Annotated in this window: 18 protein-coding genes; 8 read left to right on the plus strand and 10 right to left on the minus strand. The window is 64.0% G+C overall.

All coding sequences use genetic code 11. The annotated features are described in order from the left end of the window. Positions 1-201 precede the first annotated feature (201 nt). The gene (locus FAZ69_RS16185; protein ID WP_136896076.1) at positions 202-1,377 is read right to left on the minus strand and encodes an acyltransferase family protein; all 1,176 of its coding nucleotides are present in this window, start codon (positions 1,375-1,377) and stop codon (positions 202-204) included. 242 nt (positions 1,378-1,619) lie between these two features. Between FAZ69_RS16185 and FAZ69_RS33290 the strand changes: the two genes are divergently transcribed. Both FAZ69_RS33290 and galU read left to right on the plus strand, forming a co-directional pair. After that, positions 1,620-1,763: a hypothetical protein gene (locus tag FAZ69_RS33290; protein WP_169708668.1), complete on the plus strand. Its 144-nt coding sequence runs from the start codon at positions 1,620-1,622 to the stop codon at positions 1,761-1,763. A 145-nt stretch (positions 1,764-1,908) separates the two neighbouring features. After that, positions 1,909-2,796 carry a UTP--glucose-1-phosphate uridylyltransferase GalU gene (gene galU / locus FAZ69_RS16190; protein WP_136896077.1) on the plus strand — a complete coding sequence of 296 codons (888 nt, stop codon included), beginning with the start codon at positions 1,909-1,911 and terminating at the stop codon, positions 2,794-2,796. Positions 2,797-2,930: 134 nt separating this feature from the next. Here the strand turns inward: galU and FAZ69_RS16195 are convergent, their stop codons facing one another. Then, positions 2,931-4,058, minus strand: a complete 1,128-nt coding sequence (locus FAZ69_RS16195) for an acyltransferase family protein (RefSeq protein WP_240702262.1) — start codon at positions 4,056-4,058, stop codon at positions 2,931-2,933. A gap of 374 nt (positions 4,059-4,432) precedes the next feature. Between FAZ69_RS16195 and FAZ69_RS16200 the strand changes: the two genes are divergently transcribed. The 3 genes from FAZ69_RS16200 (at position 4,433) to FAZ69_RS16210 (ending at position 10,252) form a co-directional block, all read left to right on the plus strand. After that, positions 4,433-5,824: an ATP-grasp domain-containing protein gene (locus tag FAZ69_RS16200; protein ID WP_136896079.1), complete on the plus strand. Its 1,392-nt coding sequence runs from the start codon at positions 4,433-4,435 to the stop codon at positions 5,822-5,824. 20 nt (positions 5,825-5,844) lie between these two features. Further along, a complete protein-coding gene (serC, locus tag FAZ69_RS16205) occupies positions 5,845-6,924 on the plus strand; it encodes a 3-phosphoserine/phosphohydroxythreonine transaminase (RefSeq protein WP_240702264.1) in 1,080 nt (359 codons plus the stop codon). A gap of 1,213 nt (positions 6,925-8,137) precedes the next feature. Next, positions 8,138-10,252: a phosphocholine-specific phospholipase C gene (locus FAZ69_RS16210; protein ID WP_136896080.1), complete on the plus strand. Its 2,115-nt coding sequence runs from the start codon at positions 8,138-8,140 to the stop codon at positions 10,250-10,252. 54 nt (positions 10,253-10,306) lie between these two features. On the opposite strand, the gene FAZ69_RS16215 is transcribed toward FAZ69_RS16210, so the two are convergent. Further along, a complete protein-coding gene (locus FAZ69_RS16215; protein WP_136896081.1) occupies positions 10,307-10,471 on the minus strand; it encodes an FmdB family zinc ribbon protein in 165 nt (54 codons plus the stop codon). Between the two features lie 204 nt (positions 10,472-10,675). Here FAZ69_RS16215 and FAZ69_RS16220 point away from each other — a divergent pair, with 204 nt between their 5' ends. Further along, positions 10,676-11,125: a hypothetical protein gene (locus FAZ69_RS16220; RefSeq protein ID WP_136896082.1), complete on the plus strand. Its 450-nt coding sequence runs from the start codon at positions 10,676-10,678 to the stop codon at positions 11,123-11,125. 13 nt (positions 11,126-11,138) lie between these two features. Here the strand turns inward: FAZ69_RS16220 and FAZ69_RS16225 are convergent, their stop codons facing one another. The 3 genes from FAZ69_RS16225 to FAZ69_RS16235 form a co-directional block, all read right to left on the minus strand. Continuing rightward, positions 11,139-11,462 carry a hypothetical protein gene (locus FAZ69_RS16225; RefSeq protein ID WP_136896083.1) on the minus strand — a complete coding sequence of 108 codons (324 nt, stop codon included), beginning with the start codon at positions 11,460-11,462 and terminating at the stop codon, positions 11,139-11,141. 223 nt (positions 11,463-11,685) lie between these two features. After that, on the minus strand, positions 11,686-14,415 hold the full coding sequence (locus tag FAZ69_RS16230) for an MGH1-like glycoside hydrolase domain-containing protein (RefSeq protein WP_136896084.1): 2,730 nt from the start codon (positions 14,413-14,415) through the stop codon (positions 11,686-11,688). A gap of 54 nt (positions 14,416-14,469) precedes the next feature. Beyond that, positions 14,470-16,500 (minus strand): amylo-alpha-1,6-glucosidase, encoded by a 2,031-nt coding sequence (locus FAZ69_RS16235; protein WP_136896085.1) that lies wholly within the window; start codon positions 16,498-16,500, stop codon positions 14,470-14,472. Positions 16,501-16,797: 297 nt separating this feature from the next. Between FAZ69_RS16235 and FAZ69_RS16240 the strand changes: the two genes are divergently transcribed. Continuing rightward, positions 16,798-17,244 carry an HU family DNA-binding protein gene (locus tag FAZ69_RS16240; RefSeq protein WP_136896086.1) on the plus strand — a complete coding sequence of 149 codons (447 nt, stop codon included), beginning with the start codon at positions 16,798-16,800 and terminating at the stop codon, positions 17,242-17,244. A 112-nt stretch (positions 17,245-17,356) separates the two neighbouring features. Here FAZ69_RS16240 and FAZ69_RS34225 read toward each other — a convergent pair whose 3' ends face one another. The 3 genes from FAZ69_RS34225 to FAZ69_RS16255 form a co-directional block, all read right to left on the minus strand. Then, positions 17,357-17,512, minus strand: a complete 156-nt coding sequence (locus FAZ69_RS34225) for an AraC family transcriptional regulator (protein ID WP_206171211.1) — start codon at positions 17,510-17,512, stop codon at positions 17,357-17,359. Between the two features lie 30 nt (positions 17,513-17,542). After that, entirely contained in the window at positions 17,543-19,009 is a 1,467-nt protein-coding gene (locus FAZ69_RS16250) for a cytochrome-c peroxidase (protein WP_136896087.1), read from the minus strand. 146 nt (positions 19,010-19,155) lie between these two features. Then, positions 19,156-20,829, minus strand: coding sequence for a phospholipase C (locus tag FAZ69_RS16255; protein ID WP_136896088.1), 1,674 nt, complete (start codon positions 20,827-20,829; stop codon positions 19,156-19,158). Between the two features lie 620 nt (positions 20,830-21,449). Here FAZ69_RS16255 and FAZ69_RS16260 point away from each other — a divergent pair. Further along, positions 21,450-22,358 (plus strand): proteasome-type protease, encoded by a 909-nt coding sequence (locus FAZ69_RS16260; protein ID WP_136896089.1) that lies wholly within the window; start codon positions 21,450-21,452, stop codon positions 22,356-22,358. A 116-nt stretch (positions 22,359-22,474) separates the two neighbouring features. Here the strand turns inward: FAZ69_RS16260 and FAZ69_RS16265 are convergent, their stop codons facing one another. Beyond that, positions 22,475-23,659 carry a porin gene (locus FAZ69_RS16265; RefSeq protein ID WP_136896090.1) on the minus strand — a complete coding sequence of 395 codons (1,185 nt, stop codon included), beginning with the start codon at positions 23,657-23,659 and terminating at the stop codon, positions 22,475-22,477. Between the last annotated feature and the right edge of the window lie 324 nt (positions 23,660-23,983).

Below are 23,983 nucleotides of genomic sequence, written 5' to 3' on the forward strand. Positions count from 1 at the left end.
AGCGCTGGCATTGATTTGATTCGACTTAGCGCAATTCCGTGCCGCGTGCTAACGGGCCAGGCCGTCCGCCTAGGACACGCCTTTGGTTACTTTGGGCAAGACCAAAGTGACCCCGGTCCCGGGGAGGGACGGACTATACGGACCGCCGCGAATTCAAAGTTTTCGCGAAAACCTTGGCAAAAGAACCCGAAGCCAGTTTCATTAGCGAGTCTTAGGCTTGATACTCCCCGACCACTGCATCGCGGGCAGCTCGACGAGCCGATAAAACCCATAAGCGATGCCGATCGCAACGGGCATAAACGCGAGCGAAGGCCAGATCGAAAGCTGCAACGACGACCGGAACAACACCGACCCCAGGCACACGAAAATCGGCAGGTGTACGAGATACAGCGAATAGCTGAAGTCTCCTAACCGCGCGAGCACGCGTGATGCGAGATGAGGCGGCGCCGTACGATCGAGCGCCTTGTAGAGATAGCACGCGAAGCCAAGCGCCCAAAGCTGGAACGCGCCGTATTGACCGAAGTGAAAGGCGGCGCAGCCGAGCGCGGTCAGCGCAGCCGCTGCGGCGTACCAAAGCGCGGACTTGCCGCGGGAGCCGTCCGCAGCAGTCGCACGCACGTCGGCGATATACGCGCCGATCATCCACGACAGCCAGTACGACGTGAAGAACTGCACGTCATGACGCTCGAGCAGAAGCGCCGAGGCGACATTCACGATGGCCACCGCCGCCAGCACCGCATTCATTCCAAAGCGCCGCCGGGCCGCAAAGACGAGCGGATAGACAGCATAGAACTGGACTTCGAGCGACAGCGTCCACAGCGCGCCATTCGAGCCATACGTATAGCCCGCCACGCCTTGCAGCGAAAACAGGTTGACGAGGAACGGATAGAGCCCGATGTCGCGGATCTTGTGACTGACCGGCGGAAAGTGCAGGCTGATCGTATCGAGCGCGAGCGTCAGCAGGAGCGCGGCGAGCAAGACCGGATAGATGCGCGCGAAGCGCCGGGCCCAGAAATTGCGCGCATCGAGCCGGTATTGCGGGTTCGCGGCGAGCCGCAACGCCGCGTTGCGATGGATGCAGTAGCCGCTGATGACGAAGAAGATCGGCACGCCGGCGGAGCCCCAGGCGATCGGCAGCGTCAGGTATCCGGCGATGGCGCCGGGATTGAGCGCATGCCCGAGAGCGCGATGAAACTGCTCCATGCCGACCCAGACGACTTGTCTGCAATGGAAGTAAGCGACCAGTAAGGCTGCGAAGCCGCGCATCGCGTCGATGACGAAATCCTTCGGGGCCGCCGCGGCTCGCGCATCGGATTGACGGAGGGCCGGGAACGCGGGGTTCGCGGCGGCGGTCTGCAACGCTTGGAAATCGCTCATTCGAGATCGTCGTCCGGGCTGTTGGAATGTCCTGGCGCAGCGCGCGAGGGGGCCGCGAGCCGCCCTTCATCCTAGCGCAGCGAGAAGGCGTGCAATAAGTAAATAAATTCGCAATCCCTATTCATCCGTCCAGTGTCGCGGCGAGTGAATTACGGAAAAAATTAGCGTTGGCGTAATGCCAATTATTTGCCGATTTTTTCATGATAGTTTTGTACTCGAATCGATCTGACAAGGAGTGCGTCATGGACTTGCATTGGGTTGCCGGCGTCGCCGTGCTGCTGATCCTGGCTGCGATCTCAGCCTATCGGGACGCCCTGAAGAACGAGCCGATCGGTCATTTTGGCTGGGCCAACGGCGATCTTCCGAAAATGGAAGAAATCGAATAGCAAAGGTGTGACTGGAATAGGTCGAATTTACTCGACCCATTCCCATTGATCGGTAATTTGGTATTCATCTCATGCGCGGATAAAAATCGGCTGCCCGCGAATTCTTATCCGCGCGTCATTCACAACACGACTGGGAATTCTCACGATGTTGAAAGTCACCAAAGCCGTGTTCCCCGTGGCGGGCCTGGGCACGCGGTTTCTCCCGGCCACCAAGGCGAGCCCCAAGGAGATGCTGCCCATCGTCGACAAGCCGCTGATTCAATATGCGGTCGAGGAGGCGATCGAGGCCGGGATCACTGAAATGATCTTCGTCACGGGGCGCAGCAAGCGCGCCATCGAAGATCACTTCGACAAATCCTACGAGATCGAGGCCGAGCTCGAGGCGCGCGGCAAGCAGAAGCTGCTCGACCTCGTGCGCAGCATCAAGCCGAGTCACGTCGACTGCTTCTATGTGCGCCAGCCGGAAGCGCTCGGCCTCGGCCACGCGGTGCTGTGCGCGGAGAAGCTCGTGGCGGACAGTCCGTTCGCCGTGATTCTCGCCGACGACCTGCTGCACGGTCAGCAGCCGGTGATGAAGCAGCTCGTCGAAGTGTTCAATCACTACCACAGCTCGGTGGTGGGCGTCGAAGCGATCGCGCGTGAAGACAGCCGCTCATACGGCGTCGTCGAAGGGCGCGAATGGGAAGAGGACGTCATCAAGCTGTCGGGCATCGTCGAGAAGCCGGCGCCGGAAGTCGCGCCGTCGAATCTCGGCGTGGTCGGCCGCTATGTGCTGATGCCCAGCATCTTCGACCACATCAAGAAGCTCAAGCCGGGCGCCGGCGGCGAGTTGCAATTGACGGATGCGCTGCAGTCGCTCCTCACGGAAGAGCAGGTGCTCGCGTACCGCTACTACGGCACCCGCTTCGACTGCGGCAGCAAGCTCGGCTACCTGAAGGCGACCGTCGAGCTCGCGCTGCGGCACCCTGAAGTCAGCAAGGAATTCGAGGCTTATTTGCGCGGCTGTCTGCCGGTTTTTGCATCGGCTGCCTGAAGCCCTCGCGCGTCATCGATCGCATTCCCCCCATTGGCATCGCGCCGCAACGACGTTGCGGCGCGATGCTTTTTTTGCGCTTGCTGCGCGCGAACGGCTGGCGCAGCGGCCGCTGTCACTAGGAGGAAGACCGTTCAATACGGCTGCGGCTGGGCAGGCGCGCGCATGCGCCGCTTCAGCTCGGCTTCGACAGGCTTTTTCAGCGCCAGCACGCGTTTTTCCAGCAGGCGCCAGGAGAGATGCGCGAGCAGCAGCGACAACAGGAATTGCAGCACGGCCGGCAACGCCTGCTGAAGCTCGGTTGGTAAATGCATCCGCGCATAGAGCGCGGGCGCTGCGCCCAGCTTAGACGGAATCAGGTTGTGAATGAGATAGAACCCGTAGCTGATGGTGCCGAGATAATCGAGGGCCGGCGTTTCCAGCACGGTCACCAGCACGCTGTCCTGCCGGTTCACGACGTAGAGAAAGAAACAGCAGAGCGAGACGGAAAGGCCGAGGTCGATCCATCCGAGCGCCAGTGGGCCAGCGTCGGCTGCGCACAACGGCTGGGAAGCGAACACGCAAGTTCCGGCGAGGCCTGCCGCCAGCCACGACGTACGGCGCATGTGAGCGGCAACGCGCGGATCGGCGCTTGCCATGCTGCACATTCCGCCCAGCGCGAGCAGCGCGAAATTCCAAGGCGAGAACGCATAGATCAGCGGCGAGTTTGCGCCGGCCGCATAGAGCGCGAGATGCAGCGCCGCGCAGACGAGCACGAACGCCGCGCACATCCGCAAGTGCCGCTTCGCGCGCGTGAGTACGAGCGTGAATGGCGCGACGAGATAGAATTGCTGCTCGACCGCGAGGCTCCAGAAATGCGAGACGGTGCCGGGCCACATCCGTTTGACGACGCCGATCCACAGGTTCGACAGAAACACGAAGTGCCAGACGATGCCGAGATCGACGCCGCGCTGGTAGAACAGCCGATGCGCGATCGCGAGCGCGGCGAGCAGCAGGTAGTAGACGGGAAAGATGCGCAGCGCGCGCTTGGCGAAGAACACGGCAATCACGGTGCGGCAATCCTGCATGCCGTGTTCGATGCCGGTACGGTTGCGATGCAGCTCGCCGACGATCAGGAACCCGCTGATGAAGAAGAAGATCCATACGCCGAGCTTGCCCGCATCGACGGATGCGAGATGGGCCTTGTGCGAGAGGAACACCAGGATGACCGCCAGCGCCCTCAGGCCGTTCAAGCCTTTCACGTGCTTCGTACCGCTTTCCATTGCTGTTCCAGAGTACGACTGACGCGGAAGTATAGGCAGGCAATTATTCGTAAGTAATTCTGGCGTCTTCTGGGAACTCGACAATCGTCTTTCGCATGCGCGATAAAAATTGGCGATTTGAAAGATTGCTTTGGGTTGCGAATGCGCCAATTTCGCGCTCGCTGCGGATCGATTTGTCATCGCCGCGACACACGACCGTGATCGTGCATGCTGGTGCGGTACGCGTATGGTGCGTGCCTGCTGCTTGCAAGCCGCGGCAAGCGTAAATCCTCGTAGCCGCCACCTGCGCCGCTGTAATCTGGATGACAGCGACGGCGGGTATGCTTCGGGCGGCTCCATCCGAGCCGCCACGAGAACGGATTCCCCATACGGCGATGACTCGAGATCCACAACACGCCCGCGGCGTGCCGCAAGCGGCGGAGCCGCTCGATGCGCTTTGGCGCGCGCTCGACGCCGCGCCGCAAGACGCCGCGTTGCATCGTTCGCTGGCGGACGCCTTGCGCTCGCAAGGCGACGAGCTCGGCGCGCTGGCCCATTCGATCGCCGCGCAAACGCTCGAAGCCCGCGCGGCCGGATCGCCCGATGTGTCGGCCGGCGACTTGTGCATGGTCGCCACCGGTTATTTCATGAAGGGCGACACCGAAGCGGCCGTGCGCTGGTATCGCCTCGTGCTCGCGATCGATCCGAACGTTGCCGTCGCCTATCAGAACCTCGCGGCCATTCACGCCGACGAGGGCCGCTTTGCCGAGGCCGAGGCGTGCCGCGCAAAAGCCTACGCAATCCAGCGCGTGTTCGTCGAGCGCGCGGGCGATCCGGTGCGCGACGTGCTGATTCTCTGCACGGGCCAAGGCGCCGGCAATGTCCCGTTCGATGCACTGCTGCCAAGCGCCGCGTGCGGCCGGATCAAATACGCCATCGACTACGCGCGCGACGAAGAGGATGCGCAGTTGCCGCCCTACGACCTCGTGTTCAACGCGATAGGCGATCCGGATGTCGCCGCGCCGCTCATGGCGAGACTCGAGCGCTTTGCCGCGCGCTGCGAACGTGCACTGCTCAATCCGCCCGCCGCGATCGCCCGGACTTTCCGTGACCGGCTTCCGGGCTTACTGCGCGATCTCGACGGCGTTGCGGCGGCGGCATGTGTGCGCGCCGAAGCCGCGCCCGCTTCGCGCGACGCGCTTTTGCAATGGCTGGCGGCCGCGGGCATCGTGTTGCCGGTGCTGGCGCGTCCCACCGCGACGCACGGCGGCGAGGGCCTCGCGCGCTGCGACTCGCTCGACGCGCTTCAAGCGAAACTGAAGACGCTCGACGGCACGCACTATATGACTGCGTTTGTCGATACTCACTCGGCGGACGGCTACTACCGCAAGTACCGGATGATCTTCGTCGACCGCGAGCCCTATCCCTACCATCTCGCGATTTCGCCGCACTGGATGGTGCATTACTTCTCCGCCGAGATGGAGCAGCACGCCTGGAAGCTCGACGAAGAGCGGCGTTTTCTCGAAGATCCCCGGGCCGCGCTCGGCGACCGTGCGATGGCTGCGATTGCCGCGATCGCACGCAGGCTCGACCTCGACTACGGCGGCATCGACTTCACCGTGCTGCCCGACGGACGAGTCTTCGTTTTCGAGGCCAACGCGACGATGCTTGCGCACTACGAGCGCAGCGACGGCGTGCTGGCGCACAAGAACAAGCATGTGCAGCGCATCGTCGATGCGTTCGGACAACTGCAGGCGCTGCGCGCGAGCGTTCGGGGCGCTGAGTGAATATGCAAACGAGCACGCAAATGAACTTCTCCGGCGGCCCTGGCGCCTTGCCGGCGCCGGTATTGCGCCAGACGCGCGACGCCATCGAGGCGTTGCCCGAGACGGGGCTTTCCGTGCTCGGCATGAGCCACCGCTCCGCATGGTTTCGTGCGGTGCTCGACGAAGCGGAACACAACCTGCGCGAGCTGCTGGACATTCCGCGCCACTATCACGTGCTCTTCATGCAGGGCGGCAGCAGCCTGCAGTTCTCGATGCTGCCGATGAACTTCCTGCGCGGCACCAAGCAGCGCGCCGAGTACATCGTCTCCGGCTACTGGAGCGCGAAGGCCCCGGTGGAGGCGCGTCACGAAGGCCACGCGAGCGTCATCTGGGACGGCTACGACGAACGCTATACGCGCCTGCCCCAGGCGGACGAATTGCGGCTGTCGGAAGATGCCGCTTATCTGCACTACGTTTCCAACGAAACGGTCGAAGGCCTCGAGTTCGCAGAAGCGCCCGGCCTGCCCGGCGTGCCGCTCGTCTGCGACATGTCGTCGAATCTGTTGGCGGGGCCCATCGATGTCGAGCGCTACGCGCTGATCTACGCGCACGCGCAAAAGAACCTCGGGCCGTCAGGGGTCACGGTGGTCATCCTGCGCGACGATTTTGCGCGACGCGCGCGCGGCTCGCTGCCGACGATGCTCGACTACCGCACGCATATCGACACGCGCTCGCTGTACAACACGCCTCCCGTCTTCGCGATCTACGTGCTGATGCTGGTGACGCGCTGGCTGCGCGGCGAGATCGGCGGTGTCGCGGCGATGGCCGAGATCAATCGCGCGAAGGCGAGGGCGGTGTACGGCGCGCTCGACGCGTACCCCGGCTTTTATCGCGTGCATGCGGAGCGGTCGTGCCGCTCGACGATGAACATCGCGTTCCGCTTGCCCGATACGGTGACGGAAACGCTGTTTCTGGAGGCCGCGCAACGCGACGGCTTGCACGGGCTCGAAGGGCACCGCTCGATCGGCGGATTGCGGGCGTCGCTATATAACGCCGTCACGTTGGACGCGGCCGCTACGCTTACACAATGGTTGACCGATTTTGCGCGGCGTTACGGTTAACTGCCGCTTAGGTTTTCGTGAAACTTGAATTCGCGGCGGTCCGTATAGTCCGTCCCTCCCCGGGACCGGGGTCACTTTGGTCTTGCCCAAAGTAACCAAAGGCGTGTCCTAGGCGGACGGCCTGGCCCGTTAGCACTCAGTCCTGCCAGCGATAGCGGTCGATGGGCAAGCGTTATCGCCCGCCGCACGTTCCGTTAGCACGCGGCACGGAATGGCGCTGCGACGAAGCAAATGGAGGACATCGGTTAGGCCGGGCGCCAGTTGCCTGAGTTTAAAAGTGAGCACGAGCGCATCCGCATCATCGCAAGACAAGTCTCTTTAGGCCTTTTCTTAGCGCGAGCATTGATTTGATTCGACTCAGCGCCATTCTGTGCCGCGTGCTAACGGGACGAACGGCGGGCGACAACGGTAGCCCTCAGACCGCTACCGCAAACAGGACTGAGTGCTAACGGGCCAGGCCGTCCGCCCAGGACACGCCTTTGGTTACTTTGGGCAAGACCAAAGTAACCCCGGTCCCGGGGAGGGACGGACTATACGGACCGGCGCGAAATCAAGTTTCACGAAAGCCTAAACCTTACGATCCTTGGAATCGCCAGCCATTATTGGCAAGCCTTAATCAAGCATAAAACAGCAAGCGATAAATAGTAAAAATATGTATCTAAAGGCGCATTGAAAATACCGCTTCGCGTCATTCTCAAGTGGTCTACTCCAATTCACAAATTGGACATGATCGCTTTCTATGCTTAATCGCCTTTCCGATTCTTATTAAGCTGGCGCGCGCTTCGCGCGTGGAGAAAGATCGTGCTCATCAAGACCGTTTGCGCTTGTGCGGCAGCCATTGTGTGCCTTGCCGTGGCGGCTTGCAGCAACGACGACGGCGCAAGCGCGCCAAGCCGGCAGGACGCGGCTGAGCGCACGCCGCAGCTGCCCGGCACATTCGACACGAACGCTCGCGCAAACACTCAGCAAGCTCCAGTTCTCGCACAAGGATTCGCTGCCCCGCAAACGCCGGCGGCAACTGGCGCATCGGCGCCGCTTCCTCCGCTTCAGACGCCGGTATTTCATTCGGCGGATTGAATCGGCTGCAATCGGCTTTCAGCTTTTCGTAGTTCGCTTTCTCGTCGTTAGCTGGTCCCCCAACAGGCTGTACTCGTCGACGCGTATCGCCCGCTCGCGTGCCGTCTTATTCCATCCTTATTTAAAAGAAACGAATATGACTTCGAATAGCCGACGTGACTTTCTGCGCGCCGCCGCTCAGGCGGCCGGCGCCGCAGCCGCGATGGGCGCGTTGCCCGCAGGCATCCGCAACGCGCTCGCCATTCCCGCCAACAACGCAACTCGCAGCATCAAGGACGTGGAGCACATCGTCATCCTGATGCAGGAGAACCGCTCGTTCGACCACTATTTCGGCACGCTGCGAGGCGTGCGCGGATACGGCGACAAGCGCACGATCACGCTGCCTTCGGGCAAGCCGGTCTGGTATCAGCCGCTCGCCGGCGACGCGGGCTACGTGCTGCCGTTCCGCCCGAGCGCGCCGGACCTCGGCCTGCAGTTCCTGAAGGACCTGCCGCACGACTGGAACACGACGCACGCGGCGTGGAACGGCGGCGTCTACGATCAGTGGGTGCCGGCCAAGAGCTCGACGACGATGGCCTACCTGACGCGCCAGGACATCCCGTTCCACTACCAGCTCGCCGACGCGTTCACGATCTGCGACGCCTACCACTGCTCGGGCATGACGCCGACCGACCCGAACCGCTACTACATGTGGACCGGCTGGGTGGGCAACGACGGCAACGGCGGCGGCCCGGTGATCGACAACGCCGAAGCGGGCTACTCGTGGTCGACGTATCCGGAAGTGCTCCAGCAGGCGGGCGTTTCGTGGAAGATCTACCAGGACATCGGCAACGGGCTCGACGCCGCGGGCTCGTGGGGCTGGACGAGCGATGCCTACATCGGCAACTACGGCGACAACTCGCTCCTCTATTTCAATCAATACCGCAACGCGCAGCCGGGCAATCCGCTCTATGACAACGCGCGCACGGGCACCAACGTGGCGGTGAGCGGCGGCTACTTCGACGTCCTCAAGCAGGACGTGCAGAACAATACGCTGCCGCAGGTCTCGTGGATCGTCGCGCCCGAAGCGTACTCGGAGCATCCGAACTGGCCCGCGAACTACGGCGCGTGGTACGTCGATCAAGTGCTGCAGATCCTGACGTCGAACGCCGACCTCTGGAGCAAGACGGTCCTGCTCGTCACCTACGACGAGAACGACGGCTTCTTCGATCACGTCGCGGCGCCGTTCGCGCCGTCGACGAGCGCAACGGGCTTGTCGAACGTCGATACTGCCAACGAGTATTTCGCCGGCAACTCGACGTATTCGGCGGGTCCCTACGGCCTCGGGCCGCGCGTGCCGATGCTCGTGGTGTCGCCGTGGTCCAAGGGCGGCTGGGTGTGCTCGGAGACGTTCGACCATACGTCGATCATCCGCTTCATCGAGCGCCGTTTCGGCCACGACCACAATCTCGCCGAGCCGAACGTCACGGCGTGGCGCCGTGCGGTATGCGGCGACCTCACGCGCGCGTTCGACTTCACGAATCCGAACGCCGCTTTGCCGACGCTGCCGAGCACGAGCGGCTACGTGCCGCCCGACCAGCTGCGTCATCCGGACTACGTGCCGGTGCCGCCGCTCGTGCAGGCGGTTCCGCAGCAAGAGCCCGGTGTGCGTCCGGCGCGCGCGCTGCCGTATGAGCTGTTCGCGCACGGCCTGCCGCAAGCGAACCAGGGCAAGTTCAACATCGAGTTCGTCAACAAGGGGCAGGCGGGCGCGGCGTTCCTCGTCTACGCAGCGCACAGCACAGGTGCGCCGCGCACCTACACCGTCGCCGCCGGGACGCGCCTGAAGGACCAGCTCGCGCTCGCCAGCGACGGGAGCTACGGCTTCTCGGTGCACGGCCCGAACGGCTTCTTCCGCCGTCTCGCGGGCAAGGCGGTGGCGACGCACTGGTGGAGCGGGACCGACGTGGCGTTGCCTGATGTGGTGGAAAGCTACGACGTCGCCAACGGCAACATCCAGCTCACGCTCAAGAACGCGGGCACGGCGGCTTGCCAGTTCGCGATCTTCAACGCGTACGACCGCGGCAACGTCCTCAGGAAATCGGTCGCGGGCGGCGAGAGCGTGAGCGTCTACATCGATCTGCGCGCGCAGTACGGCTGGTACGACCTGCGCGTGACGGTCGAATCGGACCCGACGTTCGAGCGTTGGCTCGCCGGCCACGTCGAGACGGGCAGCAGCAGCATGAGCGATCCGGCGCTGGGTCAGTCGTGATGGAAGGCCGCCATCGGCGATGAGACGCATCGGACCCGCGTGCCGCGGGTCCGATCAGCTTTTTCTCGACGTCTGCGCGACAAACGGGGTGGGTACGTGCTGCACCTGCTCGCTCCCGCATTTCGGGCAGGGCGGATGGGCCTTCTCATGTTCGGCGAGGTGTTCGACATGCTCGAACGTCTCGCCGCACTTTTCGCAACGATATTGGTAAGTCGGCATGGCAGTCCTCCGGCACGAGTCCTGCACGTCGTCGCCGGGTATCTCGCCAACAGTGTGCAGCGCTCTAGTGACCCATTGTAGGTCACGAAAAGAGCCGAACCCTTGTTTGAACCGGCAATTGCATAGTTTGGCGGACTATGGTCTCGTACTCGCTTGCGAGCGGATTGCTCGGACGATTCGCCAGTCGGCTGAAAAAACAAAACCATGAACTCAACGGTTCTTTCGGCGCTCGCCGCACTGGTCGGCGCGATCATCGGCGGCCTGACGTCGGTATTGGCGTCATGGATGACGCAACGGACACAGGCGCGGGCAGACTGGCTCCTGCAGGACCGGGCGCGCCGCCAGGAGCTTTACAAGGATTTCATCGAGGAGGCGTCCGCATGCTACGTCCATGCGCTCCAGCATGGCGAGCCGGATCTGCATTCGCTTGCCAGTCTCTACGCGAAGATCAACCGGATGCGGGTGCAATCCTCGCGGCAGGTCGTGGAGGAGGCCGATCGCATCGGGCGAGCGATCGTCGATACGTACCTGAGTCCCGACAGGACATTCGTCGAGTTGCGGGAGATGCTCGCGGACGGCTCGATCGACATCCTCATCGAATTCGGTTCGATGTGCCGCGCCGAACTGGAATCGCTGCGCGCCCAGCAATTCTGATCGGCACGGCGCTTCAGGCTTTATCGCGCGGCGTTTCTTCAGTGACGCGCAACGCGGCGTGGGCCGCGACCAGCAGTCCGGCGTCGTGCTCGCGAAGCGACGCGTCGACAGCGTCCAATGCCTTGGCGAGTTCATGACGTCCTTCCTCGGTCGAATTACCGCCGTCGAACACGAGGTCGGCTTCTTGTCTTAACCGTTTAATGAGCTTTGCGGCACAGCGGCTGTCGAGTGTGCCGTTGTGAACGAATGCGCTGATTTGCAGCGTCAGGGCGGCCAGGGTGGCCTCGGTGGTTTGATTGAGAAGCTCCAATTCGTCTTTCGACGACCGTTTACTCATCGCGGTTCTCCGGTTTGCGTTCGTTCGAGAAACACAGGATCGGCGCTTGCGGCACCCAGGCTCCGCAAGCTCGGCTTTGGACAGGGCGATCCATTCTAATAGACGAAGTGGCCTTTTTGATGCGAAATGAGTTGGATTGTGCGCATGTCCACGATCGGTCCGCTCAAGCGCCGTTTCGTTAGCGACGCTGCACGCTTCGTGCGACGGATGCCCGAGCGCTTCCTCACTTCACCACGCTTTCGGCCTGCGTCTCCAGCGCTTCCGTTTCAGGCGCGCGCACGCCATGCGCGCACGACACCATCCCCGGCTGCAGCAGCAGCGCGACGAGCCCGCTCCAGCCGGTCTGGTGCGAAGCGCCGACGCCGCATCCGTTGTCGCCGTGAAAATACTCGTGAAAGAGCACGAGGTCGTCGCAGCGCGGGTCCGCCTGCAGCTTCGGGTACGCGCCCATCACCGGGCGCTTGCCGCCGGCGTCTTTGAGGAACAGCGTCGTCACGCGGCGCGCGAGGAAGAACGCGATCTCGCGCAGCGAATACTTCTGGCCAGAGCCGGTCGGGTATTCGACGCGGAAATCGTCGCCGTAGTAGCGATGGAATTCGAATAGCGATTCGATCAGCAGGAAATTCACCGGCATCCATACGGGCCCGCGCCAGTTGGAATTGCCGCCGAACACGTGCGAATCCGATTCCGCCGGCAGGTACTTCACGTAGAAATGGTCGCCGTCGTGGCGGAAGGTGAACGGGGTTTCGCAATGCACGCGCGAGAGCGCGCGCACGCCGTGCGGCGACAGGAACTCGTTTTCATCGAGCATGCGCCGCAGCAGGCATTTCATCCGATGGCCGCGCAACAGCGAGAGCAACGCGCTGTTGCCCGCGCCCGGCTCATGCCAGCGCGACACGAGCCGCGCGAGATCGGGCCGGTGCTCCAGGAACCAGAGAAGCCGCTCGCGCAAGCCCGGCAGGCTGCCGTGCGTGCGCTGCTCGAGCACGCGCACTGCGAAGAGCGGAATTAGCCCGACGATCGAGCGCATCCTGAGCGGCACGCTGCTGCCGTCGGGCAGACGCAGCTTGTCGTAGTAGAAGCCGTCTTCGTCGTCCCAGAGGCCCGTGTCGCAGGCGTCGCTGCAGCCGACCGCTTCCGCGATATAGAGAAAGTGCTCGAAGAATTTCACGGCGATATCGACGAACACCGCATTCTCGATCGCAAGCTCGAGTGCGATCTGCATCAGGTCGAGCGCATAGGCGGCGACCCAAGCGGTGCCGTCGGCCTGATCGATGCGGCCGCCGGTCGGCAGCGGCGCGGAGCGGTCGAAGATGCCGACGTTGTCGAGCCCGAGAAAGCCGCCCTGGAAGATGTTGTGGCCGGCGGCGTCCTTGCGGTTCACCCACCACGAGAAATTCAAGAGCAGCTTGTGAAAGATGCGCTCGAGAAACATGCGGTCGCCGCGGCCCGTCGCCGCCTTGTCCATTTCGTAGACGCGCCACGCCGCCCATGCGTGAACGGGCGGGTTCGCGTCGGAGAACGCCCATTCGTAGGCGGGCAGCTGGCCGTTCGGATGCTGGTAGCGATCCTTGATCAGGAGGGTCAACTGGTGCTTGGCGAAGTCAGGGTCGATCATTGCGAACGCCACCGCATGGAACGCAAGGTCCCACGAGGCGTACCACGGGTACTCCCATTTGTCGGGCATCGAGACGATGTCGCAATTCGACAAGTGCCGCCAGTCGGCGTTGCGCGCCGTGCGCCGCGCGCGCGGCGGCTTCGGCTGGGCGGGGTCGCCGTCGAGCCAGCGCGTCACGTCGAACTGGTAATACTGCTTGCCCCATAGCATCCCCGCGAGCGCCTGGCGCTGGACGAGCCGCGCATCGGCGTCGTCGAGGTCTTCCTGCAGCGCCGCGTAGAACTCGTCCGCTTCCGCGCGGCGCATCGCGAAGATCGCGCTCGCGTCGATATGCGCCGAGCGTTCGGCCGATTCGGCGCGCACGCGCAGATGCACGACACGCTTTTCGCCGGGCGCAAGCCGCAGATGCACTCGGGCCGCCGCGCGCGTGCCGCGGTCGCGGCGGATCGCATGCTTGTCGCCGGCGACGAGGTAGTCGTTGAAGCCGTCCTTGAACGGTCCCGCGCCGTCCATGCCGAACAGCCGCCGCACGTTGGTGTCGTTTTCGCAGAAGAGCCATTCGACGGGCGCGTCTGCGCCCGCCGTCACGACGAGCGGCTCGTGGCCCGCGCGCCGCGCGATCACGCAGGTCTTGCCTTCGGCCGCTTCGAGCGACAGCGACGGCCTCGGCTGGCCGGGCCACCATGACCAGCGGTTGCGGGCCCAGATCTGCGGCAGCACGTCGAGCTCCGCGGGCTCGCTCGCGCGGTTCTCGACGGTGACGCGCATGACGATGTCGCCGGGGTCGCCCTTGGCGTATTCGATATGGATGTCGAAGTATCGATCGCCGTCGAACACGCCGGTGTCGAGGATTTCGTATTCGGGATCGGCAGCCCCGCGCCGCGCGTTTTCCGCAACGAGGTCCGAATAGGGGAACGCGGCCTGCGGATATTTGTAGAGCATCCGCATGTAGGAATGCGTGGGCGTGCCGTCGAGATAGAAATACAGCTCCTTGACGTCCTCGCCGTGGTTGCCTTCGTCATTGGTCAGGCCGAACAGGCGCTCCTTCACGATCGCGTCGCGCCCGTTCCAGAGCGCGACGCTCATGCACCAGTCGAGCGTGTCGTCGCCGAAGCCGCCGATGCCATCCTCGCCCCAGCGGTAGGCGCGGCTGCGTGCGTGATCGTGCGGAAAGTAGTCCCATGCCGTGCCGTTCGCGCTGTAGTCCTCGCGCACCGTGCCCCACTGGCGTTCGCTCAGGTACGGGCCCCAGCGGCGCCAGCGTGCGATGTCGGGTCCATGGAGGCGGTGGCCTTCGACGGTGTCGAGAAGCTTGGAGCGGCGCGGACTGAGCATGGCGACTTCCTCGGACGAGGAGCGGAAGAGGCCAATTTAGCGCATTCGCGGGGCTTATGTGCGCCGCACCGTACCCGAGCGGCCGTTCGGCTGCACCGACGCCAGCAGCGATTCGATACGCAGCAGCTCCCCGAGCGACCACGCTTGAAACGGCGTGCCGCGCGGCGCGTGCGGCGCGTCGCCGTCGGCGATCTCGCAGACGTGGCCGAGCCCGTCGACGCGCAAATGCGCGAAGAGCGGCGCGAGGAAGCGGCGGCGCGCTTCGGCGCGCGTATGCGGCGAACTGCCGTGCACGCGCAGCCAGGCTTCGACGAACGGACCGATCAGCCAGGGCCAGACGGTGCCCTGGTGATAGGCCGCATCGCGTTGCCGCACGTTGCCCGTGTAAGCGCCTGCATAGTTCGGATCGCCCGGCGCGAGCGTGCGCAGCCCGAGCGGCGTGAGCAAATCGGCTTCGACTTGCTCGACGATATGGCGCGCCGTTTCGCCTGTCGCGAGCGTGAATGGCAAGCCGCCCACCGCGAAGATCTGGTTCGGCCGGATGCTCGCGTCGACGCGGCCGGGCTCGTGATCGACGTCGACGACGTCGTACAGCGCGCCTGTCTGCGGATTGACGAAGCGCGCGAGAAACGCCTGCGTGGCGCGCTCTTCGAGGCTTTGCCATTGCGCGGTCCAGTCGAGCGAGGTCCGCAGCGCGTTGATCCACAGCGCCTGGACCTCGACCGGCTTGCCGATGCGCGGCGTGACGACCCGGCCGTCGACTTTCGCGTCCATCCACGTGAGCTGGACGCCCGGTACGCCGGCGCGGACGAGCCCGTCCGTATCCGCGCCGATCGCATAGCGGGTGCCGCGCGCGTAGCCTTCGAGCACGGCGTCGACGGCATGGCGCAAGGTCGAGCGGGTCGTGTGGCTCGCGTGGTCGGTGCGCAGGTAGTCGTGCACCGCGACGATGAACCATAGCGATGCATCGACGGCGTTGTATTCCGGCTCGCTGCCGTCGTCGGGGAAGCGGTTGGGCAGCATTCCTTGCGACACCGTGCGCGACCAGTCGAGCAGGATCGCCTCGGCGTCGCCGTAGCGGCGCGTGCCGAGCGCGAGACCGCGCAGCGCGATGAAGGTGTCGCGGCCCCAGTCGGTGAACCACGGGTAGCCGGCGACGAGCGTCTGGCCCGTGCCGCGCTCGACGAAGTACGCGTCGGCGGACAAGCGCGTGCGCGAGCGGAACGCGGCGCGGCGCGCATGCTCGGCGCGCGCGAGCTCGGCGGCGCGCGTCTTGGCGTCGTCGCCGAGTTCGCCGTTCGGGCGCAGGATGATGACGGCGTCGCGCGCGGCCACGTCGAACGCGAACACGCCGGGGGTCGCGAGATCCTCGCTGAAGTCGAGGCCCCGCTCGCGCTCGCGGACGTAGAGGAAATGGCGATACCAGTCCGGCGCGTGCTCATACGTGCCGTTCGTCAGTGCGGCGATAGCGGGCAAATCGCCGTAGGGGCGCCATGCGACGTTGCCGCCCGCCTCGCGGCAGGAGAAGCAGAAGGCCGCGTTTTCGTGGTGCAGCGCATGGTGGTCGCGTCCGGAGAGCAGCAGCCGCACCTTCAAGCGAAGCGGACCAGCCACGTCTTGCGCGCCTTCGAGCCTCCAGCGCAGCACGGTTTCCCCATAGCCCTTCGCGACGAACAGCTCGTAGACGAGCGTGGCCGCGCCGTCGATCCGGAAGCGCCAGACCGGCCAGGGCGCGACGTCGAACGCGATCAGATGCGGCGCGAGATCGGGGTGGACAACATCGGGAAGGTAGCGCTGCGTCGACAAAGGCACGTTGCCGCCGGGCGTTTCGAGCCACGCCTGAAGGCCGTTGACGAGCACCACGCGGCCCGTCGGCGGATGCGTCGCCGCGAGCAGCAGCGCGTGATAGCGGCGCGTGCGCTCGCCGCCCGCGGTGCCCGACGCGAAGCCGCCGAGGCCGTCGGGCTCGAGCCATTCGGCGTGCTCGTCGAACTGCTCGGCAAGAAAAGACGATGCGCCGGAGGCGTCCCGCGCGCCGCTATGCGCGTCGTCCGGCAGGTGTTCGGAGGGGATCGTTCGCGTCATGTCGAAGCTCTTCGCGCTCTATGCACGCATCAGCGCATCGTATCCGTTCGCTGCCGCAGCGTCTCGAAGACTCGGGAAAACACGGTGCCCGAAGCAATCCAAACGCATTTTGACCGCTGAAACAAGGCTCAAAATGCATCGGACAGTCTGCGCCGCGCAACACATCGCGCGATAAAGCAGCGGGAATAACACAAAAGAGATGCACGAAACGTTGTGGCGTATGTAGAATCCGCCGTTGAAGCGCGCGTATATCTCGCGCGCTTCGGTTCATCACTGACCACAACTGGTAGGAGAAACATGGCGACTTCCGCAAAAAAGGTAGCCAAGAAGGCTGCCCCCGCACCGGCTAAGAAAGCAGCCGCAACGAAAGCTCCCGCGAAGAAAGTAGCGGCTAAGAAGGTCGCCGTGAAGGCGTCCGGCGCACCGTCGCCGATCAAGGACACCTTCACGAAGGCCTCGCTGGCTGCTCACCTCGCTGAGCGCGCTGCTGTCGAGCCGAAGTCCGTCAAGGCTGTGCTGGCCGCACTCGAAGACACGATCCTCGGTACGGTCCACAAGAAGGGCGCAGGCGAGTTCACGCTGTCCGGCCTTCTGAAGATCGTCGTGCAAGCCGTGCCGGCGAAGAAGAAGCGCTTCGGCAAGGACCCGTTCACGGGCGAAGAGCGCTGGTTCCCGGCCAAGCCGGCATCGGTGCGCATCAAGGCGCGCGCGCTGAAGAAGCTGAAGGACGCAGCAGCGGCGTAATAGCCGCGCGTGCTGGCATCGCCGCGTGCTGTTGAGCGCGGCGCCGCGAGCGCAAGCTGATCGGAATCCCCGCGAGCGGAAGTTCGCGGGGATTTTTTTGCGTCAGTCTCAATCAACCCCGCGGATGTAAGCCGGCGTAAGTGCCGGGCGTCACGCCATAGGTGCGCTTGAAAAGGCGGTTCAAATGGCTTTGATCGTAGAGGCCGGCTTCGGCGGCGCTGCGCGGGGATTGGCGAAAAGTGCTATGGGGAGAGAGGCGGGAGGACAGGCGCGCGCCGTCTGTCCTCCCGTCGAAGCGCTATTGCGGCTTCTGGTCGAGCGCCATCTTCGGATCCGGCTGATAGCCGTCGTTCAGCGTCTTCATGAAGGCGATGATGTCGCGGATATCGTCGTCGGTCATCGACGGCTTGTCGCCGAACTTGCGGTCGAACGGGGCATCGGATTTGTCGATGTTCGCGCGGTAGCGGGCCGGCAGGTCGTTGTACTTGGTCACCTTGCCGTGCGCGTCGCGCGGGTAGATCTTCGCCGGATCGATGTCGCGCAGGTTGTAGAACGCCATCACCTCGTCGAGCGTGTGGTAGACGCCGTTGTGGAAGAACACCTTGCGCGTCGACGAATTGCGCAGCGTCGGCGTGAGGAACATGCCGCAATATTGCGTCTGCTTTGAAAGGTCGGTCCGGTAGGGGCCGCAGATCCCCATGTCGTAGTACTTGGGGTTCTTCGTCGCCGCGAGCGCCGTGTTGCGCGGCACGCCGAGCGCTTCGTACTGGTAGTCGGTAAACATCGGCGGCAGGCCGTCCTTGCCCGGCTTCGACAGGTGGCAGCCGGCGCAGTTGGCCTTCTGCGGATCGTTGAAGAGCTGCAGGCCATGAAGCTCGGCCTGCGTGAGGCGAGCCTTGCCTTCGAGCCAGTAATCGTACTTGCTCGTGTACGGATGGAACGACACGTCCTCGAACTGGTAGCGCGCCACCGCGAACATCGCCTCCGACACGAGCATCTTCGGATTGTCGAAGATGGCTTGGCCGAAGAGCTGCGCGAACGCCGCGCGATAGGAGCTGTGGGAGAGCTTGCCGGCGATCGCTTCGAGGCTCGGGTTCGCCATCTCGGTCGGGTTCAGCATCGGGCCGATCGCCTGCGCCTGCAGCGTGTCGACGCGGCCGTCCCAGAACAGACCGCCCTGCGGCACCATCGCGGGCGCGGCCGGCGCGACGCCCGCCGTCTTCTGCGCGCGCGCCACGCCGCTTGCCGCCGTCGCGGCCTGGGTCAGGTTGGCGGCTTCCTCGGTGTCGCCCTGGTCGGGGCCGATGCTGAAGTTCGGCTGACGGTAGAGGTACATCAACGAGGGCGGCGGACGGTCGCCCTGGAGCGTCAACGACGGGCCGCCCATCTGCACCGGCAGGCCGTTGGGCGGGCCGTACGCGTGCTCGGCGCTATGGCACGAGGCGCACGACATCTTGCCCGAGCCGGACAGCGTCTGGTCGTAGAAGATCTGCTTGCCGAGCTGCGCCATCGCGGAGAGCGGCGCGGCGGCGGGGCGCACCAAGTGCACGGGATTCGGGTTGGCGCCCGTCAGCTGCTCCACCATCTTGCCGACCGGAGCGGGCGTCTGGTCTGGCGCGCTCAGCGCCCACACCGACAGGCCGGCGGCGGCACACATCGCGGCCAGCGCGCCGCTGACGAGCCGGCGCGCGCGGCGGTTCGCCGCGCCTGAGGATGATGCGTCCGCGGATGGCGCGGAAACGGCGGCATTCTGCGATTCGTTCATTGAAGTCGTGTCTTTGTCGGAAGTCAGAAACGGCTACAGCCCGTTGCCGGGCTGTGAGCATCCCTCTACAGCGGTAGCGGCTCCTGCGCGTTTGCGTCCGTTGCGGCGCTTGGCGCGAGGGAACCGCGGCTCCCGCTAACTTCTCGTCAGATCGACGGCGGCGTCGCCACCTGCTCGCCGGTCGTCGGGTCCAGATAGATCACCGGATTACGGCCGCCGCCGCGGAAGTCGAACATGTCCATGATGCTGCCCGAGCGCGCGTCGAACGAGCCGCCGCCGAGGCGCTCGCCTTCGAGCCAGTTGTCTTCGATGAAGCGCACGACCGAAGCTTGCGTGAGCAGCGTGTGATCGACGTAGTTCTGCTTCGCCCACGGCGAGATCACGAGGAACGGAAGGCGCGTGCCGGGGCCGCAGCGGCCGTTGACGGGCTTGCCGAGCACGCCCTCCCGCGCCTTGCCGGTGCCGCAGATGCCCGCGCCGTTCAGCTGGTCGGCGACGGAATCGTACGAGGCGCTTGTCGGCGTCGTGTACTGGTGGTCATACCAGCCGTCGGAGTCGTCCCAGGCGACGATGACCGCCGTGTGCCTCCAGTCGGGCTGCTGCTCGAGGAAGTTGACCACCTTGGTCACGAAGGCCTGCTCGTCGAGCGGATCGGAGTAGCCCGCGTGGCCGTCCTGATAGGCCGGGGCCTTCAGGAAGCTCACCGCCGGGAAGTTGCCCGCCTTGACCGCCGTGAAGAAGTCGTCCGTGTCGTACTGGTGGTTCGCCGGGTCGATCGTCCGGTGGTCCTTTTCCCGCGTGTGGCCGATCGCGGCCGTCGAGTTCGGGCGCTGGTGCTGCGGGTTTGCCGTCGACGCGAAATACTGGAACCAGTTGTGGTGCGGAATGTAGTCGCCCGTCGTCGACCCCACGACGCTCGAGTACGTGCTGCGCTTGCAGCCCGTCGTGCCGTTGCTGTTGGTCTTCGTCAGGTCGAAGCCGCCCATGAAGCCGCCCCAGCTGATGTCCTTGTCGTTCAGGAGATCGCCGATGTTCTTGCTCGTCATCAGCGCCTGGTCGGTCGTGCTCGAGCAGGTGTCGTAGCCGGGGTCGACGTCGTTGATCATCGTGAAGCCGCCTTGGCCGTCGTTCACGTAGTACGAGCCCGCCACCGACGGCTTCTTAGTCGTCAGCACGACCTGCATGCCGTTGGTCTGGCCGGACACGACTTCGAGCGCACCCGGCGTCGACGGGCCATAGGTCGACGTGTAGGCGTTGTCGCTCATCGCGAAGTTTTGCGCATAGTTCCAGAGCCCCGTCACGGTGTTGCCGTCGTAGTAGCCCATCACCTGGCCCGTCGTACCGAACGCGCCTGCGCCGCCGCTCGTGCCGCGGCCGGTGTATTTCGGGAAGAGGTCGGCGGCGCCGTTGTCGTACGCTTGCTGTTCCGCCGTATACGCGTGGTTCTGGTCGGCCGTCGCTGCCTGCGTGCGGTCGAGGCGGAACGGGTTGGCCGCGCCGGCGCCGTTGGCGGCGTTCGTGTCGTTCGGGTTCGCGGTCAAGAGCGCGCCGGACAGGCCGTTGGGCGTCGGGGTGCCCGCGGCGGCGTTGAATGCGGGCTCGCCGGAGGGGTTCGTCGCGACCGGGTAGGTCGCGAAGTAGTGATCGAACGAGACGTTCTCGCCGTAGATCACCACCAGATGCTTGATCGGAGTTGCGGTTCTTCCTTCGTTGCGCCACGACCTGTCGTGCGACCTCTGGTCGTCGTCTTGCCCATGTGCAGCGACGGCGATCAAGCCGGCGAGCGCAAGTGAAACGGGGATCAGCTTACGGGGAAACATCGTCGGAACTCCTTTTTCTAATTGAATTGCCGAAGTGGCCTCGTCCTGAACGCGAACGCTCTCTCGACGGGACGTGAAGCGGAGCCAGGCAATGGGGGGTGTTTTGCGGAATTGCGAGGCATTGCATCACGCACGTGTTAAAGCTTGGGGACGGGGCGCTTTCATTCTGGTTTCAATTATTTTCGGTGCATGATTTGCTGAATCGATTGGCGTGGTTTCCGTGCCTGATATTGAAAATTGGAATGTTCTGATAATTACGTCGATATCCTGAATAGTGTGCCTCGGGGGCGATTCGCTTTGGCTTGCTGTCTTGGAGTTGGGTTCGATGAATTAATCAGGATTTCGTACTAATTGGGTGGCTGGCGTGTTGTCGTGTTGCATCGCAGCGCAGGGGGCGGTGGCAAGGGGTGATTCGTCGTCTGCGAATGAGGGCCGTATGACTGCCGGTGCCCGATGTGGTTCGAAAACCACTCCAGCTCCGCCCGGACAGCGAAAAAGCGCCGCCGGACAGGCCAGTAAACGGCCGATCCGTGATCCAAACCACCCCGGAGCACTTATCCGACACCGCCCGCGCATTACAATAGCGGGGTTTGGTTGGCTTCCGATTACGAGAAAAATCCATGACTTACTGTGTGGCGATGTGCGTCGACGACGGGCTCGTCTTCTTGTCCGACACGCGGACCAACGCCGGTGTCGATCACATCAGCACCGCGCGCAAGATGACGGTGTTCGAGCAGCCTGGGGAACGCGTGCTGGTCCTGCTTGGCGCGGGCAATCTCGCGCTGACGCAGGCGGTGCTCCACGAGCTCTCCGAGCCGTCGAATCCTGACCGGCCCTCGCTCTGGACGGCGCCGACGATGCCCGACGTGGCCCGCGTCGTCGGCCAGGCGGTGCGCGACGTGCATCAGCGCGAGGCGCGCGCCTTGCAGGAATTCGGCGTCGACTTCAATTGCAGCTTCATTCTCGGCGGGCAGATCGCCGGCACGGCGAACGGGCAGGGCGCGAACGGCGAGGGCGGCGCGCGCACGCTCAATCGTCCGCGCCTCTTCATGATCTACTCGGCGGGCAACTTCATCGAATCGTCGAGCGTGAATCCGTATTTCCAGATCGGCGAATCGAAGTACGGCAAGCCGATCATCGACCGCGTGCTGACGCCCGCGACGCCGCTCGGCGAGGCCGCGAAATGCGCGCTGGTGTCGATGGATTCGACGCTGCGCTCGAACCTGTCGGTGGGGATGCCGCTGGACCTGCTGGTCTACGAGACGGATGCGCTGCGCGTCACGCGATTCGTCTCGATCGATCAGGACAACGCCTACTTCGAGATGATTCACCGGACCTGGGGCGAGCGGCTGCGGCAGGTGTTCGCCGAGATTCCGGACCCGAACTGGCGCGATGGGGCCGAGGCGCCGCTGCAGCGTCCCGAGCGCTCGCTCGTGCTGCATCGCTCGCCGCTTGCCGGCGCGGAGGCGGGCCACACGACGCCCGCGCAGACGCTCGCGCAAGACGACAAGGCGCGGCCGCAGCGGTAGGCGTCGGACGCTTGGCGCGATGAGGCGTCAACTCCACTACGAAAAAAGCCCGTCCCGGCGTGAGCCGGGACGGGCTTTTTACACAGCGTGTTGCTTCAGCTGCCGGTCAAGTCCGATTAGAACTTGTGGCGCAGGCCGAGAGCGAAGAGCTCTTGCGAGTTGTTGCCGCTGCTGTAACCGTACGAACCGACCGAAGCCTCGGCGTTGACCACGGCGGTGCCAGTCGCGTTAAGCGTATTGCCGCTCGCGTGCTGGTAGGCGCCAACCAGGTACACGTCGGTGCGCTTCGACAGGTTGTAGTCCGCGCCCAGCGAAATCTGATGGTAGGTCGCGGCGGTGTTGCCGCTCGACTTCGTGTAGCTGTAGCCGAGGCCCAGCAGCAGCGCAGCCGTTGCCTGGTAGTTGGCGAAGCCTTGGCCCGTGTTGTACTTCTCGGTCGAGGTGAACGTCGAGAAGCCGTCGTTCTTGTACTGCGAGTTGCTGTAGCCGGCGCCGAACGTGAACGGACCTGCGACGTACTGCCCGGCGATGCGAGCGATGTTGATCGACTTGGCCGTCTGGTAGCCGAGGTTGATCAGCGAACCGTCGAACGTGCCGCCCGACGTGCCGCCCCAGCCGTCGCCGTTGCTATCCGCCGTACGCTTGCCGTTCGTGTTGTCGGCCACGAAGTAGCCCGCCGCCACCGAAATCGGGCCGTTGTTATAGGCCGCAGCCAGCGACCACGTCTGGCCCGAACCCGTCTGGCCGGCTACGCCGCCCAGTGCATACATGCCTTCGACTTGCAGGCCGGAGAACGACGGCGACACGTACTTGATCGCGTTGTTGGTGCGCGAGCTGTTGTCGTAGTTGTCGACGTCGCCGGCGGTTGCGAACACGCTGCCGAAGTAGTTGTCGGCCGTGATGCCTTGGACCATGTCGACGAGCGGGTCGTACTGGCGGCCCAGCGTGAACGTGCCGTACTTGTCGCCGCCGTCGATGCCGACGAACGCTTGACGGCCGAACTCACGGCTGCCTTGGAGCAGCTTGCCGCTGCTCGGGTCAAAGCCGTTTTCCAATTGGAAAATCGCCTTCAGGCCGCCGCCCAGGTCTTCCGAACCCTTCAAGCCCCAGCGGGTGCCCGACAGGTCGCCGCCGCTGGCGTTGCCCAGCGCCCACAGGTTCTGGCCCGATGAATCAGCGTGATGAACATACGTCAGCGACGTATCGATCGTGCCGTACAGGGTGACGCTGCTTTGAGCCTGCGCTGCGCCGGCGGCGCCGAGCAAGGCTAGCGAGAGGGTCGACAAAGCGATTTTTTTCATCATTTCTCCACGCGGATGATTAGTTTATTTGTTGCGGAATGGAGAATAGCGCAACGTGCTGATTGGCTAGAACTGGAAAAAAATCACTGTCTCGAAAATGAAACATAGCCCCAAGCCGCTGATATATAAGGCGGATAAAGAATTGTTGCTGTATCGGAAATATTGTATTGCCGCGTCTGCGGAGAGTTCGCCGAAGCGAGGCGGTATTTCACCCTTTGAGGGCGTTTTTTAAATGTATTCGTAAGGAAGTGCCCGAAACATCAAGCGCATGTGATTAATTTCGGAGCAGCTGCACGTAAATGCGGCGTGATGCACCCGAATGGC

Origin of the sequence: Trinickia terrae (genome assembly GCF_005144415.1) — a bacterium.
Taxonomy (GTDB): Bacteria; Pseudomonadota; Gammaproteobacteria; order Burkholderiales; family Burkholderiaceae; genus Trinickia_A; species Trinickia_A terrae.

Bases quoted from the DNA above. Each gene is read 5' to 3' on its own strand.
- FAZ69_RS16255 (WP_136896088.1), bottom strand. From the start codon at position 20,829: ATGTTTCCCCGTAAGCTGATCCCCGTTTCACTTGCGCTCGCCGGCTTG.
- FAZ69_RS33290 (WP_169708668.1), top strand. From the start codon at position 1,620: ATGGACTTGCATTGGGTTGCCGGCGTCGCCGTGCTGCTGATCCTGGCT.
- FAZ69_RS16230 (WP_136896084.1), bottom strand. From the start codon at position 14,415: ATGCTCAGTCCGCGCCGCTCCAAGCTTCTCGACACCGTCGAAGGCCAC.
- FAZ69_RS16215 (WP_136896081.1), bottom strand. From the start codon at position 10,471: ATGCCGACTTACCAATATCGTTGCGAAAAGTGCGGCGAGACGTTCGAG.
- FAZ69_RS16260 (WP_136896089.1), top strand. From the start codon at position 21,450: ATGACTTACTGTGTGGCGATGTGCGTCGACGACGGGCTCGTCTTCTTG.
- FAZ69_RS16210 (WP_136896080.1), top strand. From the start codon at position 8,138: ATGACTTCGAATAGCCGACGTGACTTTCTGCGCGCCGCCGCTCAGGCG.
- FAZ69_RS16200 (WP_136896079.1), top strand. From the start codon at position 4,433: ATGACTCGAGATCCACAACACGCCCGCGGCGTGCCGCAAGCGGCGGAG.
- FAZ69_RS16185 (WP_136896076.1), bottom strand. From the start codon at position 1,377: ATGAGCGATTTCCAAGCGTTGCAGACCGCCGCCGCGAACCCCGCGTTC.
- FAZ69_RS16195 (WP_240702262.1), bottom strand. From the start codon at position 4,058: ATGGAAAGCGGTACGAAGCACGTGAAAGGCTTGAACGGCCTGAGGGCG.
- FAZ69_RS16225 (WP_136896083.1), bottom strand. From the start codon at position 11,462: ATGAGTAAACGGTCGTCGAAAGACGAATTGGAGCTTCTCAATCAAACC.
- FAZ69_RS16220 (WP_136896082.1), top strand. From the start codon at position 10,676: ATGAACTCAACGGTTCTTTCGGCGCTCGCCGCACTGGTCGGCGCGATC.
- FAZ69_RS16250 (WP_136896087.1), bottom strand. From the start codon at position 19,009: ATGAACGAATCGCAGAATGCCGCCGTTTCCGCGCCATCCGCGGACGCA.
- FAZ69_RS16240 (WP_136896086.1), top strand. From the start codon at position 16,798: ATGGCGACTTCCGCAAAAAAGGTAGCCAAGAAGGCTGCCCCCGCACCG.
- FAZ69_RS16235 (WP_136896085.1), bottom strand. From the start codon at position 16,500: ATGACGCGAACGATCCCCTCCGAACACCTGCCGGACGACGCGCATAGC.
- FAZ69_RS16265 (WP_136896090.1), bottom strand. From the start codon at position 23,659: ATGAAAAAAATCGCTTTGTCGACCCTCTCGCTAGCCTTGCTCGGCGCC.
- serC (WP_240702264.1), top strand. From the start codon at position 5,845: ATGAACTTCTCCGGCGGCCCTGGCGCCTTGCCGGCGCCGGTATTGCGC.
- galU (WP_136896077.1), top strand. From the start codon at position 1,909: ATGTTGAAAGTCACCAAAGCCGTGTTCCCCGTGGCGGGCCTGGGCACG.